Source organism: Rhodococcus sp. RD6.2 (assembly GCF_001040705.1).
Taxonomy (GTDB): Bacteria; Actinomycetota; Actinomycetes; order Mycobacteriales; family Mycobacteriaceae; genus Rhodococcus_G.
The window spans coordinates 1-14,331 of record NZ_CVQP01000001.1; the positions used below are offsets into that span (position 1 = coordinate 1).

At 67.3% G+C, this 14,331-nt stretch carries 12 protein-coding genes and 2 rRNA genes; 7 read left to right on the forward strand and 7 right to left on the reverse strand.

The window, feature by feature from the left end; genetic code table 11:
- Both RHCRD62_RS00005 and rrf read left to right on the forward strand, forming a co-directional pair.
- Positions 1 to 782: ribosomal RNA gene (locus RHCRD62_RS00005) — 23S ribosomal RNA — on the forward strand; the annotation flags it as partial.
- Positions 783 to 901: 119 nt separating this feature from the next.
- Positions 902 to 1,018 (forward strand): 5S ribosomal RNA (rrf, locus tag RHCRD62_RS00010).
- 215 nt (positions 1,019 to 1,233) lie between these two features.
- On the opposite strand, the gene RHCRD62_RS00015 is transcribed toward rrf, so the two are convergent.
- Positions 1,234 to 1,590 carry an MmcQ/YjbR family DNA-binding protein gene (locus tag RHCRD62_RS00015; RefSeq protein WP_050062651.1) on the reverse strand — a complete coding sequence of 119 codons (357 nt, stop codon included), beginning with the start codon at positions 1,588 to 1,590 and terminating at the stop codon, positions 1,234 to 1,236.
- A 32-nt stretch (positions 1,591 to 1,622) separates the two neighbouring features.
- Complete coding sequence (locus RHCRD62_RS00020) at positions 1,623 to 3,176, reverse strand: adenylate/guanylate cyclase domain-containing protein (protein WP_050063359.1); 1,554 nt, start codon at positions 3,174 to 3,176, stop codon at positions 1,623 to 1,625.
- Between the two features lie 97 nt (positions 3,177 to 3,273).
- Between RHCRD62_RS00020 and nucS the strand changes: the two genes are divergently transcribed.
- On the forward strand, positions 3,274 to 3,948 hold the full coding sequence (gene nucS / locus RHCRD62_RS00025; RefSeq protein WP_050063360.1) for an endonuclease NucS: 675 nt from the start codon (positions 3,274 to 3,276) through the stop codon (positions 3,946 to 3,948).
- 59 nt (positions 3,949 to 4,007) lie between these two features.
- Positions 4,008 to 4,310, forward strand: a complete 303-nt coding sequence (locus RHCRD62_RS26235) for an ATP/GTP-binding protein (protein WP_084734000.1) — start codon at positions 4,008 to 4,010, stop codon at positions 4,308 to 4,310.
- Here RHCRD62_RS26235 and RHCRD62_RS00030 read toward each other — a convergent pair.
- The gene (locus RHCRD62_RS00030) at positions 4,291 to 5,289 is read right to left on the reverse strand and encodes a coiled-coil domain-containing protein (protein WP_050062652.1); all 999 of its coding nucleotides are present in this window, start codon (positions 5,287 to 5,289) and stop codon (positions 4,291 to 4,293) included. The two genes, RHCRD62_RS26235 and RHCRD62_RS00030, sit on opposite strands and share 20 nt — an antisense overlap.
- 114 nt (positions 5,290 to 5,403) lie before the next feature.
- Positions 5,404 to 5,877 (reverse strand): methylmalonyl-CoA epimerase, encoded by a 474-nt coding sequence (gene mce, locus RHCRD62_RS00035; RefSeq protein ID WP_050062653.1) that lies wholly within the window; start codon positions 5,875 to 5,877, stop codon positions 5,404 to 5,406.
- Positions 5,878 to 5,968: 91 nt separating this feature from the next.
- Between mce and RHCRD62_RS00040 the strand changes: the two genes are divergently transcribed.
- From RHCRD62_RS00040 to RHCRD62_RS00050, 3 genes are all read left to right on the forward strand, one after another.
- Complete coding sequence (locus RHCRD62_RS00040) at positions 5,969 to 7,159, forward strand: acetyl-CoA C-acetyltransferase (protein ID WP_050062654.1); 1,191 nt, start codon at positions 5,969 to 5,971, stop codon at positions 7,157 to 7,159.
- Between the two features lie 96 nt (positions 7,160 to 7,255).
- A complete protein-coding gene (locus RHCRD62_RS00045; RefSeq protein WP_050062655.1) occupies positions 7,256 to 7,636 on the forward strand; it encodes a DUF3817 domain-containing protein in 381 nt (126 codons plus the stop codon).
- Between the two features lie 126 nt (positions 7,637 to 7,762).
- Positions 7,763 to 8,644 (forward strand): tetratricopeptide repeat protein, encoded by an 882-nt coding sequence (locus tag RHCRD62_RS00050; RefSeq protein WP_050063361.1) that lies wholly within the window; start codon positions 7,763 to 7,765, stop codon positions 8,642 to 8,644.
- Here RHCRD62_RS00050 and RHCRD62_RS00055 read toward each other — a convergent pair.
- The 3 genes from RHCRD62_RS00055 to RHCRD62_RS00065 are packed head-to-tail and all read right to left on the reverse strand — an operon-like array spanning position 8,641 to position 14,272.
- Positions 8,641 to 10,071, reverse strand: a complete 1,431-nt coding sequence (locus RHCRD62_RS00055) for a neutral zinc metallopeptidase (RefSeq protein WP_050062656.1) — start codon at positions 10,069 to 10,071, stop codon at positions 8,641 to 8,643. The genes RHCRD62_RS00050 and RHCRD62_RS00055 overlap by 4 nt on opposite strands.
- Positions 10,068 to 12,269, reverse strand: coding sequence for a 1,4-alpha-glucan branching protein GlgB (gene glgB, locus RHCRD62_RS00060; RefSeq protein ID WP_050062657.1), 2,202 nt, complete (start codon positions 12,267 to 12,269; stop codon positions 10,068 to 10,070). The genes RHCRD62_RS00055 and glgB overlap by 4 nt, the downstream gene beginning before the upstream one ends.
- Complete coding sequence (locus tag RHCRD62_RS00065) at positions 12,266 to 14,272, reverse strand: maltotransferase domain-containing protein (RefSeq protein ID WP_050062658.1); 2,007 nt, start codon at positions 14,270 to 14,272, stop codon at positions 12,266 to 12,268. The genes glgB and RHCRD62_RS00065 overlap by 4 nt, the downstream gene beginning before the upstream one ends.
- Positions 14,273 to 14,331 lie beyond the last annotated feature (59 nt).

Here is a 14,331-nt window from a genome sequence, read left to right on the forward strand (position 1 = left end):
AGGTGGGAGACTGTGAAGCGGGCACGCCAGTGTTCGTGGAGTCGTTGTTGAAATACCACTCTGATCGTATTGGACATCTAACCTCGGACCATGATCTGGTTCAGGGACAGTGCCTGGTGGGTAGTTTAACTGGGGCGGTTGCCTCCCAAAATGTAACGGAGGCGCCCAAAGGTTCCCTCAGCCTGGTTGGCAATCAGGTGTTGAGTGCAAGTGCACAAGGGAGCTTGACTGTGAGACTGACAGGTCGAGCAGGGACGAAAGTCGGGACTAGTGATCCGGCACCGGCATGTGGAAGCGGTGTCGCTCAACGGATAAAAGGTACCCCGGGGATAACAGGCTGATCTTCCCCAAGAGTCCATATCGACGGGATGGTTTGGCACCTCGATGTCGGCTCGTCGCATCCTGGGGCTGGAGTAGGTCCCAAGGGTTGGGCTGTTCGCCCATTAAAGCGGCACGCGAGCTGGGTTTAGAACGTCGTGAGACAGTTCGGTCTCTATCCGCCGCGCGCGTTAGAAACTTGAGGAAGGCTGTCCCTAGTACGAGAGGACCGGGACGGACGAACCTCTGGTGTGCCAGTTGTCCTGCCAAGGGCACTGCTGGTTAGCTACGTTCGGAAGGGATAACCGCTGAAAGCATCTAAGCGGGAAGCCTGTTCCAAGATGAGGTTTCTCACCCCCTTGAGGGGGTAAGGCCCCCGGCAGACTACCGGGTTGATAGGCCAGAACTGGAAGTGCAGTAATGCATGTAGGTGACTGGTACTAATAGGCCGAGGACTTACCACAAAGAAGCTACGCGTCCACTGTGCGGTATCTGAAACAACACACGTTGTTCAGAGCCGGAAATTTCGATCCTGATTGTTGGGGTTGTGTGTTTCTGGTTCCGTGTGACAGTTTCACAGAGTTACGGCGGCCATAGCGGAGGGGAAACGCCCGGTCCCATTCCGAACCCGGAAGCTAAGCCCTCCAGCGCCGATGGTACTGCACTCGACAGGGTGTGGGAGAGTAGGACACCGCCGTACATAACATCCCGGGGACCCCGGAACCAGAGTTTTCTGGTTCCGGGGTTTTCGGCGTTTCGGGCCCTGTTCATCCTGATCCGCGCACGCGACAACCCCTGCGCACGGGTTTCGATGCGTCCACACCGGCATCGCCCGCAGAACGGCGGTGCGAACGAGCGAAAAGGGGTGCGCACACTGCCGTTGGTGCGATGTCCGCGCGCGAGCGAGGGTTGTCGCTACTCGTCGTAGAGGGATCCGAACTCGTGTGCTTCGACGAGGCGCCGGGGCGCCGTCAGGCACCACGCTTCCGTCACCAACTCGAGGAGTTCGTTGGCCTCGATGCCCTCGAGGTGCACGACGACCCAACCGAACTGGCCGGCGGTGAACTGGACCTCGAACACCTCGGGGCGCTCGGCAACGAGGGCGATCTGCTCGTCGAGTGTGGCCTTCAGCCCGACCGTCTGCGTCTTCTCCCAGATGTAGGCGTAGCCCTTGCTGCAGACCTTGAGCGCGATCCAGTTTCCCGTATCGATCTGCTCGGTTTCGGGCAAGGTCTGCAGCATTGCGAGGAACTCGTCGACGGTCACAGCCATGCCCCACGTCTACCAGAGGCGACCGACATCCGTCAGGTCACGGGAACAGGGGTAGCGAGTCTCGTCGGGACAGCACGCCCGCGCAGTAGTACCGAATCGCCCAGCGCCCACCGCTGCGAAACCTCCGGTGCGGCTGCGGCAACCGTTCGCGCGGATGCGACCAGAGCGCCCGGGACCGACTTTGCCAGCTCGCACAGCCGGGCCGCCTCGTTGACCGGATCGCCGATCACGGTGTACTCGAACCGATTGCGTGCGCCGATGTTCCCCGCGACCGCGATGCCGGCAGCAACACCGATCGCGGCGCTGCAGTCGGGCACTTCCACGACCAGGCGGTCACGGATCCGCCGAGCAGCTGCGAGGGCGTTGCCCTCGGGATCGTCGAGTTCGGCCGGTGCTCCGAAGATCGCGAGCGCGGCGTCGCCCTCGAACTTGTTGATCAGGCCCCCGTGGAGGTCGACCTCGTCCACTACGACCGCGAAGAAGCGGTTGAGGAGTTCGACCACCTCGCGGGGCGGACGGGTGGCGGCGATGTGCGTGGACCCGACGAGGTCGATGAAGAAGACGGCGATTTGCCGCTCCTCGCCGCCCAACTCCGGATTGCGGGCGATCGCCGCCTCCGCGACCTCCCTGCCGACATGCCTGCCGAACAGCTCCTGGATGCGTTCGCGCTCTCTCAGTCCCTCGGCCATCCGGTTGAATCCGCTCTGCAGCTCACCCAGTTCGGTGCCGTCGTAGACCACCACCCTCGCATCGAGATTGCCCCGTTCGACTTCGGCCATCGCACCGCGAACGGCGCGGATCGGCGCGACGGTGGCTTCCAGACCCAGCAGGGTGAGCGCGAACCCGCACGCCAGAGTGACGCCGCCGATCGCCAGGATGGACACGTTCACCTGGGTGGCGTCGTTGTCCTCCCGTGCGAGGCTGAAGATTGCCACCAGCATGAGACCGAAGACCGGGACGCCCGTGCCCAGCAGCCAGGCCAGCAGGCCACGCCCGGTGACGCGTGCGAAGCGCACCCGACGTGGATCACCCGCTTCCAGAGCTCGCGCGGCTGCGGGACGAAGGGAGAATTCGCTGAGCAGGTAGCTGAAGGCGCACACGGTGACCGTGCCCATCGCGATGGTGAAGGAGACCTTGGGAATCGTCGCCGGGTCGATCAGGCCGTACGCGGTGGTGAACAGGGCAAGCCCGCCCGACCACAACACGATCTGGATAGTGGTCAGGCGCCACGGCATCGACAGGGCCGCCGTTGCCTCTCGGCGGGTGGGAGTGCGTCCCTCGACCGCCCACCTGAGGCCGCGGATTCCCATCAAGGTGCCCCACACCGTTCCGATGAGCAGCGACGCGGCGATGTAGATCGGTCCGATCACTGCTGTGACGATCCGGAACTCCGGTGTGAAGAGCTCGGGCCCGGGGATCACGACGAGAAACAGGGTTCCGACGAGCAGCGTGCCGATCAGGTTGGACAGCATCAGTGATGCGGTGACCAGGATCTGGACGCGGGTCCGGCGCACGTGGGGACTCTCGTTGACCGTTCCGAGAATCGGCGATCCGAGCTGTGAGGTGGAACGGCGGAAGCGTCGCATGGTGTCGCTCACACTAGCGGCGCCGGCCAGGGCGAGCGCGCCGCCACGTGTGGCGAGCATGCGGGTGTCGGCGGCCGCGTGTTCTAGGGTGGTCGACGTGCGTCTCGTGATTGCCAGCTGCCAGGTCGACTATGTCGGACGACTCACCTCTCACCTGCCGAAGGCCCGCAGGCTGCTGCTGGTGAAGTCGGACGGCTCCGTCAGCATCCATGCCGACGACCGCGCCTACAAGCCCTTGAACTGGATGAGCCCGCCGTGCTGGCTGGTCGAGAACAACGGTGACGACGGCACGATCCTGTGGGTGGTCACCAACAAGGCCGGCGAGGAACTGCGCATCACGATCGACGAGGTCGAGCACGACTCCTCACACGAGCTCGGTATCGATCCGGGGCTCGTCAAGGACGGTGTCGAGGCGCATTTGCAGGAACTGCTCGCCGAGCACGTCGACACTCTCGGCGAGGGGTACAGCCTCGTTCGTCGTGAGTACATGACGGCGATCGGTCCCGTCGACCTGCTGGTCAGGGACGGGACGGGCGCAGCGGTTGCGGTCGAGATCAAGCGCCGCGGCGAGATCGACGGTGTCGAGCAGCTGACGCGATACCTGGAGTTGCTCAACCGGGATCCGCTGCTCGCACCCGTGACCGGGGTGTTCGCCGCCCAGCAGATCAAGCCGCAGGCCCGCACGCTCGCCGAGGACCGCGGAATCCGCTGTCTCACCCTCGATTACGAGGCGCTCCGGGGCATCGAGAGCACCGAGTTCCGACTGTTCTGAGCCGCCGGGCGGGAGGTGGTCTCGATCGACCCGCCCCGCCGCGTCACTAGAGTGGAGCCATGCCCCGGCGCAACAACAATCGCAATTCTGGCGGCCGGTCACCCGTCGGGACCGGTGGGCCACGCGTGGAGGCCGGTCCCGCAGGGTATGACGACGAGCAGTACCTGGTGCGTCAGATTCCGGGCGCGCGAGCACTCAAGACATACCGCTGCCCGGGTTGCGATCACGAGATCAGGCCTGGCGTGGCGCACCTTGTGGCGTGGCAGGCCGACGGTCTCGGCGGGGCCGAGGACCGCCGGCACTGGCACACCGGCTGCTGGAACGGTCGTGGTTCGCGGGGCGTCACCCGGCGTTGGTCGTGACCTGCTCCGTGTCGGATTCGTCGTCTGAGAACTCGGAGTCCGCGTGCTCGAGGTCGGCGAGGTCGGACTCGTCTGAATCCAAGTCGTCCTCCACATGATCGGTGTCCCGGCCGCGCTGTGAATCGGCCTTGCCGTCGAGGAGCTCGCCCTCTCGGTTGACCGATGCGAGCATCGCAGGCACCGAATCCAGCTGACCGCGAATTCCCAGCAGCTGCGCCAGGATCCGGCCGCGGAGCACACGCAACTCCTCGGCGAGCTCCTTGGCGTGGGCGATCCGCTTGTCCGCCTGCTCGGTGGCCGTCTGCAGCCGTCGCCTCGCCTCGTTGGTGGCGTCCGTCAGGCGACGTTCGGCCTCGGCCTTGCTCGATGCCTCGAGTTCGTCGACAGCGGCGACGACCTTCGTGCGGCGCTCGCTCATCGTGATCTCGAAGTCCTGCTGGATGCTGGCGCGCTTGGCGTCCGACTCCGCTTCGAGGCGCGCCGCCTCCGACTGCGCCGCCTCGATCATCCGGGCGGCCTCGGTGCGGGCCCGGGCCATCGTCTGTTCGTGCTCGGTTTCCATCGCGGAGCGGCGGTCGTTGGTCTCGGCCAGCTTGGCCTCGTACTTGCCGCGCAGCGCCGTCGCTTCCTGCTCGGCGATGGAGATCATCTCGGCCGCGTCGGACTGCGCCTTGGCACGAACCTCCGACGACTCGTCGGACGCGAGGCGGAGCATGCGTGAGATGCGCTCGCTCATGCCCTCGGCGGTGGTCGGCGGCACCGAGAGCCGATCGACGTCCTTGCGGAGCGAATCGATCTCGTCGCGGGCGTCTTCGAGTTGGTGGGCGAGGTCGCGGGCCTGTGCGGCGGCGGCGTCACGGTCCGTCGCGGTCACCCGCAGTTCCGTGTCGAAGCGGTCGAAATACCGTCGAACTTCGTCCTTGTCGTATCCCTTGCGGACGATGGTGAACGGCATGCCGCCGTCGTGGTCGTAGGCCATGCGAACCAATTTACCGCTGGTCGCGGCGATGAGGGACGGCGCAGGCAGGTTGTGATCTGCGACACCACGCGCCCGCGTTCGCGGGCGCGTGGTGCTGTGGGTTTGCCGGGTGGTTCAGTGCGCGGGGTGCGCTGCAGGCTCCACCAGTTCGACGAGCACCCCGCCCGCGTCCTTCGGATGCATGAAGTTGATGCGGGAGTCGGCGGTGCCGCGCTTCGGTACGTCGTAGAGCAACCGGACGCCGCCGGCGCGGAGGCGCTCGGAAATCGCGTCGAGATCGGTGACCCGGTAGGCCATCTGCTGGATGCCGGGGCCGCTGCGGTCGATGAACTTCGCGATGGTGGAGTTCTCGTTCAGCGGCGCGAGGAGCTGGATCATCGGAGCGCCTGCCGGGCTGCCGGGGACGGAGAGCATCGCCTCGCGAACGCCCTGCTCCTCGTTCACCTCCTCGTGAGTGGAGACGAGGCCCAGGTGCTCGGCGTACCAGGCGAGGGCGACGTCGAGGTCGGGAACGGCGATACCGACGTGGTCGATCGCGATCACCAGGTCGGAGGCAAGGGGTGAGCCTGCAGGAGTGGAGTTCGTCATGGTCCGACGTTAGCGTTACCGTTTTGGTAGTTCTCTGTCGGCCGTGGCTTCGGTCGCCGTCGATGCTCGTGCCTGATCTTGGAGGAATGTCGTGACCAGTTCTGTCATCGTTGCCGGTGCTCGGACGCCGGTGGGTCGGTTGCTGGGTTCGCTGAAGGATTTCTCGGGGTCCGATCTCGGTGGCATCGCGATCAAGGGTGCGCTGGAGAAGGCGGGCGTTGCCCCCGAGCAGGTCGATTACGTCATCATGGGCCAGGTCCTCACCGCGGGCGCCGGACAAATCCCCGCACGGCAGGCCGCGGTCGCCGCAGGCATCCCGATGAGCGTGCCCGCACTGACCATCAACAAGGTGTGCCTGTCCGGCGTCAACGCCATCGCGATGGCCGACCAGATGATCCGCGCAGGCGAGTTCGACATCGTCGTCGCCGGCGGCCAGGAGTCGATGTCCCGCGCCCCGCACATGCTCGAGAAGTCCCGCACCGGCTTCAAGTACGGCGACGTGACCCTGCGCGACCACATGGCGTACGACGGCCTCCACGACATATTCACCGACCAGGCCATGGGTGCCCTCACCGAGTCCGCCAACGCCGACGACAAGTTCGTCACGCGGGACGCCCAGGACGCGTTCGCCGCCGCCTCCCACCAGAAGGCCGCCGCCGCCTGGAAGAACGGCATCTTCGACTCCGAGGTCGTCCCGGTCTCGATCCCGCAGCGCAAGGGTGAGCCGGTCCTCTTCGCCGCAGACGAGGGCATCCGCGCGGACACCACCGCCGAGTCGCTCGGCGCCCTGCGTCCCGCGTTCTCGAAGGACGGCACCGTGACCGCCGGATCCGCGTCCCAGATCTCCGACGGCGCCGCTGCCGTCATCGTCATGTCCAAGACCAAGGCCGAAGAACTCGGCCTCGAGTGGATCGCCGAGATCGGCGCCGCGGGCCAGGTCGCCGGACCCGACTCCACCCTCCAGTCCCAGCCCGCCAACGCCATCGCCGCGGCCTGCGCGAAGGAAGGCATCGCGCCCGCCGACCTCGACCTGATCGAGATCAACGAAGCATTCGCCGCCGTCGGCATCGCGTCGACCCGGGAACTCGGCATCGACCCCGACAAGGTGAATGTCAACGGTGGTGCCATCGCGATCGGACACCCGCTCGGGATGTCGGGGGCCCGCATCGCGTTGCATCTGGCCCTCGAACTGCAGCGCCGCGGCGGCGGTGTCGGTGCTGCAGCCCTGTGCGGCGGCGGTGGACAGGGTGACGCCCTGATCATCCGAGTCCCCGCCAAGTAGGCGCCGGGCTTGTACTCCAGTCACGGCCCCGGCGCATGGCGTCGGGGCCGTGATGTCTCCCACAGCAACGACGGATCGTCGTAGAAGCCCGGCACAATGGCGGTCATGGCGAACATCTTCGACCTCAGCACCCCGGCCAAGCGTTTCCGATTTGTCGCGATTCTCGAGGCGATCACCTGGGCCGGCCTGCTCATCGGTATGGCGTTCAAGTACCTGCCGGAGAACGGGAACGAGATCGGCGTGAAGATCTTCGGCCCCTTCCACGGCGGCGTGTTCGTCCTCTTCGTCATCGTTGCGCTCCTCACCGCGCGGTCCCTGAAGTGGAACCTCGTGACCACCGGCCTGGCCCTGCTCTCGAGCATCCCGCCGTTCTTCACGATCCTGTTCGAGGCGTGGGCCGTCCGGACCGGCAAGCTCGGCGAACTGTCGGTCACGAACGCCGACACCACGGCGGCCCGCGAACTCGACACCGTCTGACCCGGCCGATCCTGTGCCCCCGGACCTGCAAGGTCCGGGGCACAGTCGTCTTGTGACAAACTGGGCATCGTGACTCGACCCGGTTCCCGCCAGCCTGCACAACCGTCTGCCGCGATGGCGGCTGCCATGTCCGGGGCAGTGGATCTGTCCGGACTCAAGGACCGCCCGCAGCCCCCCGCGAACCCGCAGCCTGCCGCGACGGGCGGCGGACTCGCGCCGGTCGTCGACGTCACCGAGGCGACGTTCGAGGCGGAGGTCCTCGAACGGTCGATGCAGGTCGTCGTCCTGGTGTCGTTGTGGTCGCCGCGGAGCGACGCGAGCGTCGCGTTCTCGCGTGAGCTCGACGGGCTCGCCGCGGAAGGCGACGGCACCTGGGTGCTCGCCAAGGTCGACGTCGACGCCAACATGCGCATCGCGCAGGCGTTCGGCGTGCAGGGCATCCCGACCGTCGTCGCGGTCGCGGGCGGCCAGCCGCTCGCCGACTTCCAGGGTGTGCAGCCCATCGACGAGGTTCGCGGCTGGCTCGGGCAGGTGCTCGCCGCGACGGCGGGAAAGCTGTCGGGACCGCCGCCGGCCGAAGGCGCCGAGCCGGAGCTGGAGGATCCGCGTTTCGTCGCTGCGGAGGACGCCCTCGCGGAAGGCGACCTCGACGGTGCCGAGGCTGCGTACCAGGCGATTCTCGATGCCGAGCCCGCGAACAAGGAGGCGCTCGCCGCGCTGCGACAGGTGCGATTCCTGGCGCGCGTGCAGACGGTCGCCCCGGATGCGGTTGCCGCGGCGTCCGCCGATCCCGCGAACGTCGACGCCCAGCTGGCCGCGGCGGACGCGCTGCTCTACACGCAGCAGCCCGACGAGGCGTTCACGCTGCTGATCGCCGCGATCAAGCGGTACGTCGGCGACGACAAGACGACGGTGCGGACCCGACTCCTGGAGCTCTTCGAGCTCTTCGATCCTGCCGACCCGATCGTCGTCGCCGCGCGTCGCAAACTCGCGTCCGCTCTCTACTAGCCGTAGCGGCTGGTACAGGCGTCGGGGCCACCGAGGACGCCGGCGCGAAACGCGTCGACTCGGGCGAATCCGCTCGGCACCGTGTTGCCGTCGACATCGCTGGCCATCAGGCCGTCGGTGAGGAGGCCGGAGACCGCCTCGTCCAGGTCGCCGGGCGAGAGCGTGGGCGAGCCGCCTGCGGCGGTGGCTGCGGTCCACACCCCCGACAAGCAGGCCGCACGCAGTGCCGTCTTCGGCTCGGTGAGTGAATCACCCATCTGCTGCTGGACCGCGAGCGTGAATCGGGACGCAACCAGGACGTAGGCACCGAAGTCGCCGCGGACGTCGACGGACAGTTCGTCGACACCGCCACCCGCGGGGTCGACGTCGTGCGGCGTTCCGCGGTCGATCAGTTCCGGCATCGAGACCCCGATGGTTCGGGTGGCCGGGCAGTAGGAGACGGGTTCGGTCGAGGCTGCGTCCGGGCATCCGGTGTCGGCGCCGGTGTAGACCACCTTCGGAGGCTGCGGCAACGCGAACTCCGACTGGAGCGAATCGAGGATCACATCGACCGACTCCTCGGTGACGGGCATCTCGCCGGTCTCCCCGGGGCGGGTGAACTGCTGGGGGAGTTGAGCGCGGCGGGCGTCGACTTCGGCCTCGTCGATTCTGCTGCACGCGCGAGCTCCGTCGGTGAATCCGATCTGGAACGCGGTGACACGCTCGAAGGCGGTGCCGTGCACGCCTTCCGGGTCGTTCGGATCGGTGTCGCGGACGGCGACCATCGCCGCCATCACCGAGTTCAACCCGTCGGACGTGTTGAGCGTGAAGTGATTCGACCGACCGGCCGCGACGTGCCGCATGTACGCGCCCGCGAAACAGTCGGCCTGCTGTTCGAGGACGAGTGTGGGGGAGTCGGCACCGGCGAGTCCGGAGTCGTGCTGGACGGCGTGACCGTACTCGTGCGCGATGACCATGACGACGGCCATCGGTCCGAAGGTATCCATCAGCGTCGGGAGCAGGATTGCGCGATCCCATCCGATCGAGCCGTCCCGAGTGCAGTAGCCGGCGTTGGCGACCCCGTAGGTGCCGTCGCCGCAGAATCGGCTCGACCGTTCGATGGTCGGGTCCCACGACATGAGATCTGTCACCGGGCGGAACTCGCCCGCGAACACCGCCGGATACTCGGTGGACCAGAACGCGGCGAGATCGTCGATGGCGGAGGTGGCGAGGGTGTCGGCATCCGACCCGTCTGCCCCGCGCACCGACAGTGTCGAGTGCGGAGCGCCCGGTCTGGGGCCGCTCGGCCCCCCGGTGGCGGGGAGACCCGCAACGGTGAAGGGGTCGTCGTAGATCGACACCGCGTGACCGGCGACGACCTGCGTGCAGCCCGCCAGCATCGCGGCGGCACCCGCCGCCGCAACAGCGACCAGCAGTGCGCGCCTCATCGCGGTTCCCGACGAAGCCAGATGGCACTGTTCGCGGGCAGGGTCACCTCCGCGGAGGCGGGTCGGCCGTGCCAGGGAGACGTCATCGCGGTGACCTCCCCGAAGTTTCCGCGCCCCGAACCGCGGTACGTGGCGGCGTCGGTGTTGAGGATCTCGCGCCACGGTCCGGGTTCCGGAAGCCCGACGCGATATCGATCGTGTGACGTGCCCGCGAAATTGAACAGGCAGGCGACGATCGAGCCGTCGGTGCCGTACCGCAGGAAGCTGAGCACGTTGTTCTCGGTGTCGTTGGCGTCGATCCACGAATAGCCGCCGGGTGAGGCGTCGAGAGTCCACAGTGCCGGCGACGACCGGTAGACCGCGTTGAGGTCGCGCACCATCGTCAGCACACCTCGTTGCAGCGCACCGGTGTTCGGATCGTCGAGCTGCCCCCAGTCGAGTCCCCGCTCCTCGGACCACTCGGTGCGCTGACCGAACTCCTGCCCCATGAACAGCAGCTGCTTACCTGGATGCGCCCACATGTAGGCCAGGAGGGCGCGGACCCCCGCGGCCTTGGCTGCGTCGTCCCCCGGCATGCGCGTCCACAGTGTGCCCTTGCCATGCACGACCTCGTCGTGGCTGATCGGCAGCAGGAAGTGCTCGCTCCAGGCGTACATGAGGGAGAAGGTGATCTCGTGGTGGTGGAAGCTGCGGTGCACGGGGTCGTGGCCCAGGTACCCGAGGGTGTCGTGCATCCATCCCATGTTCCACTTCATGGAGAATCCGAGTCCACCGACGGTGGTCGAGCGGGTGACGCCGGGCCAGGACGTCGATTCCTCCGCGATCGTCACGACGCCGGGATGGTGCTTGTGCACCGTCGCGTTCATTTCCTGAAGGAAGGAGACCGCCTCGAGGTTCTCCCTGCCGCCGTGGATGTTCGGTGTCCACTGGCCTGCCGGGCGTGAGTAGTCCAGGTACAGCATCGAGGCGACGGCGTCGACGCGGAGACCGTCGATGTGGAACTCGTCGATCCAGTACAGTGCGTTGGCGACGAGGAAGTTGCGTACCTCCGGGCGCCCGAAGTCGAAAACGTAGGTGCCCCAGTCGAGTTGTTCGCCGCGGTGGGGGTCGGCGTGCTCGTACAGCGGCTCGCCGTCGAATCGTGCCAGTGCCCATTCGTCCTTGGGGAAGTGCGCGGGCACCCAGTCGACGATCACGCCGATTCCGGCCCCGTGCAGGTGATCGACGAAGGCGCGGAAGTCGTCGGGTGACCCGAAGCGGGCGGTGGGGGCGTAGTACGAGGTGACCTGGTAGCCCCAGGATCCGCCGTACGGGTGCTCTGCGACCGGCAGGAGTTCGACATGGGTGAAGCCGCACTCGAGGACGTACTCCGACAGTTGTTCCGCCAGATCGCGATACGAGAGTCCCGGTCGCCACGAGCCCAGATGGACCTCGTAGACGCTCATCGGTTCCTGGTTCGGTTCGCGACGGGATCGCGCCGCCAGCCACCCCGAGTCGTTCCAGGAGTACGAGGACAAGGTGACGCGGGACGCCGTCGCGGGCGGAACCTCGGTGGCGAACGCCATCGGATCGGCCTTGTCCCGTACCGACCCGTCGCGGCAGTGCACCCGGAATTTGTACAGGTCGCCGGGGCCGACGTCGGGTACGAACACCTCCCAGACTCCGGTGGAGCCCAGGACGCGCATCGGCGTCCGGCCACCCCACCCGTCGAAGTCGCCCATCACAGTGACCCCGAGCGCGTTCGGCGCCCACACCGCGAACGACACACCGGTGACGTCGCCGTCGGGAGTCTTGTAGCTGCGGGGGTGCGCGCCCAGAACGTCCCAGAGGCGTTCGTGGCGCCCCTCGCTCAGCAGGTGCAGGTCGAGATCGCCGAGAGTGGGCAGGAATCGGTACCCGTCGGCGACGACGATCGTGTGACCGCCCGGATACTCGACGACGAGGCGGTAGTCGATGAGGTTCTCGACGGGAACGACGCCGCCGAACACCCCGTCACCGAGGTCGGTGAGCATGTGGTCGGCGCCGCCGACGCGGGCCGCCACCGAAACGGCATGCGGCCGCAGCGCACGGATCACGGTGCCGCCCGGGTGGGCGTGCGCGCCGAGGATGGCGTGCGGGTCGTGGTGGGTGCCCGCGACGAGCCGGGCGAGGTCGTCCGGGTTGGGCGCGGAGCCGACGCGCGCCGTCGTGGGGCTCACGAGACCGGGGGGCGGTGCCCCAGGTGTAGGCGCTCCGGATAGGGGATTGGGGGCAGCGCGAGCACGTGCGCGACCGCCCGCCACGGTTCGAGACGCACGAAATTGGTCTGGCCCCAGTCGTACTGCTCGCCGGAGACCTCGTCGAGAACCGTGATGCGGTCGTGCCAGTCGCGTCCGATGGCGGGCATGTCCAGCCAGATCGTGCCGTCCTCCGCACCATACGGATTGAGGTTGACCACGGTCAGGACCGCGTCGCCGGTGACGGGATCGAACTTCGAGTACGCGATCAGCGAGTCGTTGTCGATGTGATGGAAGGTGATGTTGCGCAGTTGCTGCAGCGCGGGATGCGCCCTACGGATCTTGTTGAGGGTGGTGATCCACGGTTCGAGCGATTCGCCGCGGGCGCGGGCGCCGTCGAAGTCTCGGGGGCGGAGCTGGTACTTCTCGGAGTCGAGGTACTCCTCGCTGCCGGGTTGGAGGGGAATGTGTTCGTACAGTTCGTATCCCGAGTAGACGCCCCATGTCGGTGCGAGAGTGGCGGCGAGCGCGGCGCGCAGGGCGAACATGCCCGGGCCCCCGACCTGGAGGCTCTCGTGCAGGATGTCCGGCGTGTTGACGAACAGGTTCGGCCGGGCCTCATCTGCTTTCGCGGCGAGCTCGAGGCCGAAATCGATCAGCTCCTGTTTGTGTACCCGCCACGTGAAATACGTGTAGGACTGGGTGAATCCGCGCTTGGCGAGTCCGTACATGCGAGCGGGGCGGGTGAACGCCTCCGACAGGAACAGCACGTCGGGGTCGCTCGCCTTGACCTCCGCGATCAACCACTCCCAGAAGTCCGGCGGCTTCGTGTGGGGGTTGTCGACTCGGAAGATCTTGACCCCCTTCGAGATCCAGAACCGAACCACGCGCAGCACCTCGGTGTAGATGCCGTCGCGGTCGTCGTCGAAGTTGACGGGGTAGATGTCCTGGTACTTCTTCGGCGGGTTTTCGGCGAACGCGATCGTACCGTCCGGGAGGACCGTGAACCACTCCGGATGGGCTGCGGCCCAGGGATGGTCAGGAGCACATTGCAGCGCCAGGTCGAGGGCGACCTCGAGTCCGAGCTTGGCGGCCCGGGTGACGAACGCACGGAAATCTCGCATCGTCCCGAGCTCGGGGTGGATCGCGTCGTGGCCGCCCTCGGCGGCCCCGATCGCCCACGGTGACCCGACGTCATCGGGTCCCGGGGTGAGGGTGTTGTTCGGCCCCTTCCGGTTCACCCTGCCGATCGGATGGATCGGCGGCAGGTACACAACGTCGAATCCCATCGCGGCGATGCGAGGAAGGTCGTTGGCTGCCGTCGCGAAGGTTCCGTGACGCGGCCGTCCCTCGGCATCCCAACCGCCGGTGGAGCGGGGAAAGAACTCGTACCAGGACCCGAACAGTGCCCGGCTGCGGTCGACGAGCACCGGCAGCGCACGTCCGCGGGTCACGAGGTCGCGCAGGGGATTGGTGCGCAGCAGGTCCGTGACACCCGGCGCGAACGCCGGAGCGACCCGTTCCGGCAGTTGGGCGCCGCTGCGCAGAGCCGCGGCCACCGCCAGGCACCGCGGTCGATCTCCCCGCGGGACCGCCTTCGCCACCCGCTCGAACAACCTGGCCCCGATCTCGAGATCGTTCGCCAGTTCGGCCGGACCCTGGCCGGCGGCAAGTTTGGCCTCGACGGCGCCGCGCCACGTCGTGACGGGGTCGCTCCACCCCTCGACGCGGTACGTCCAGGTGCCCGGGCACGTCGGGGTGAACATCGCGGCGAACGTGTCCGGCAACGGACCGGGCAGCATCGGGATGCGGATGCTGCGCGTGAACCCCGGCCCCCGAACGGCCAGGGTCGCGGCGACGGCGTCGTGGCCCTCGCGCCACACCGTTGCGGACACGGGGAAGGTCTCGCCCACGACGGCTTTCGCCGGGTAGCGTCCACCCGCGATCTCGGGGACGACGTCGTCGATACCTATCCGCCCGGTCATGCCCGAGACATTACGGGGTTCCGCGGGGTGCCCGCTCGCGACGAAGCCCTTTCACCAGG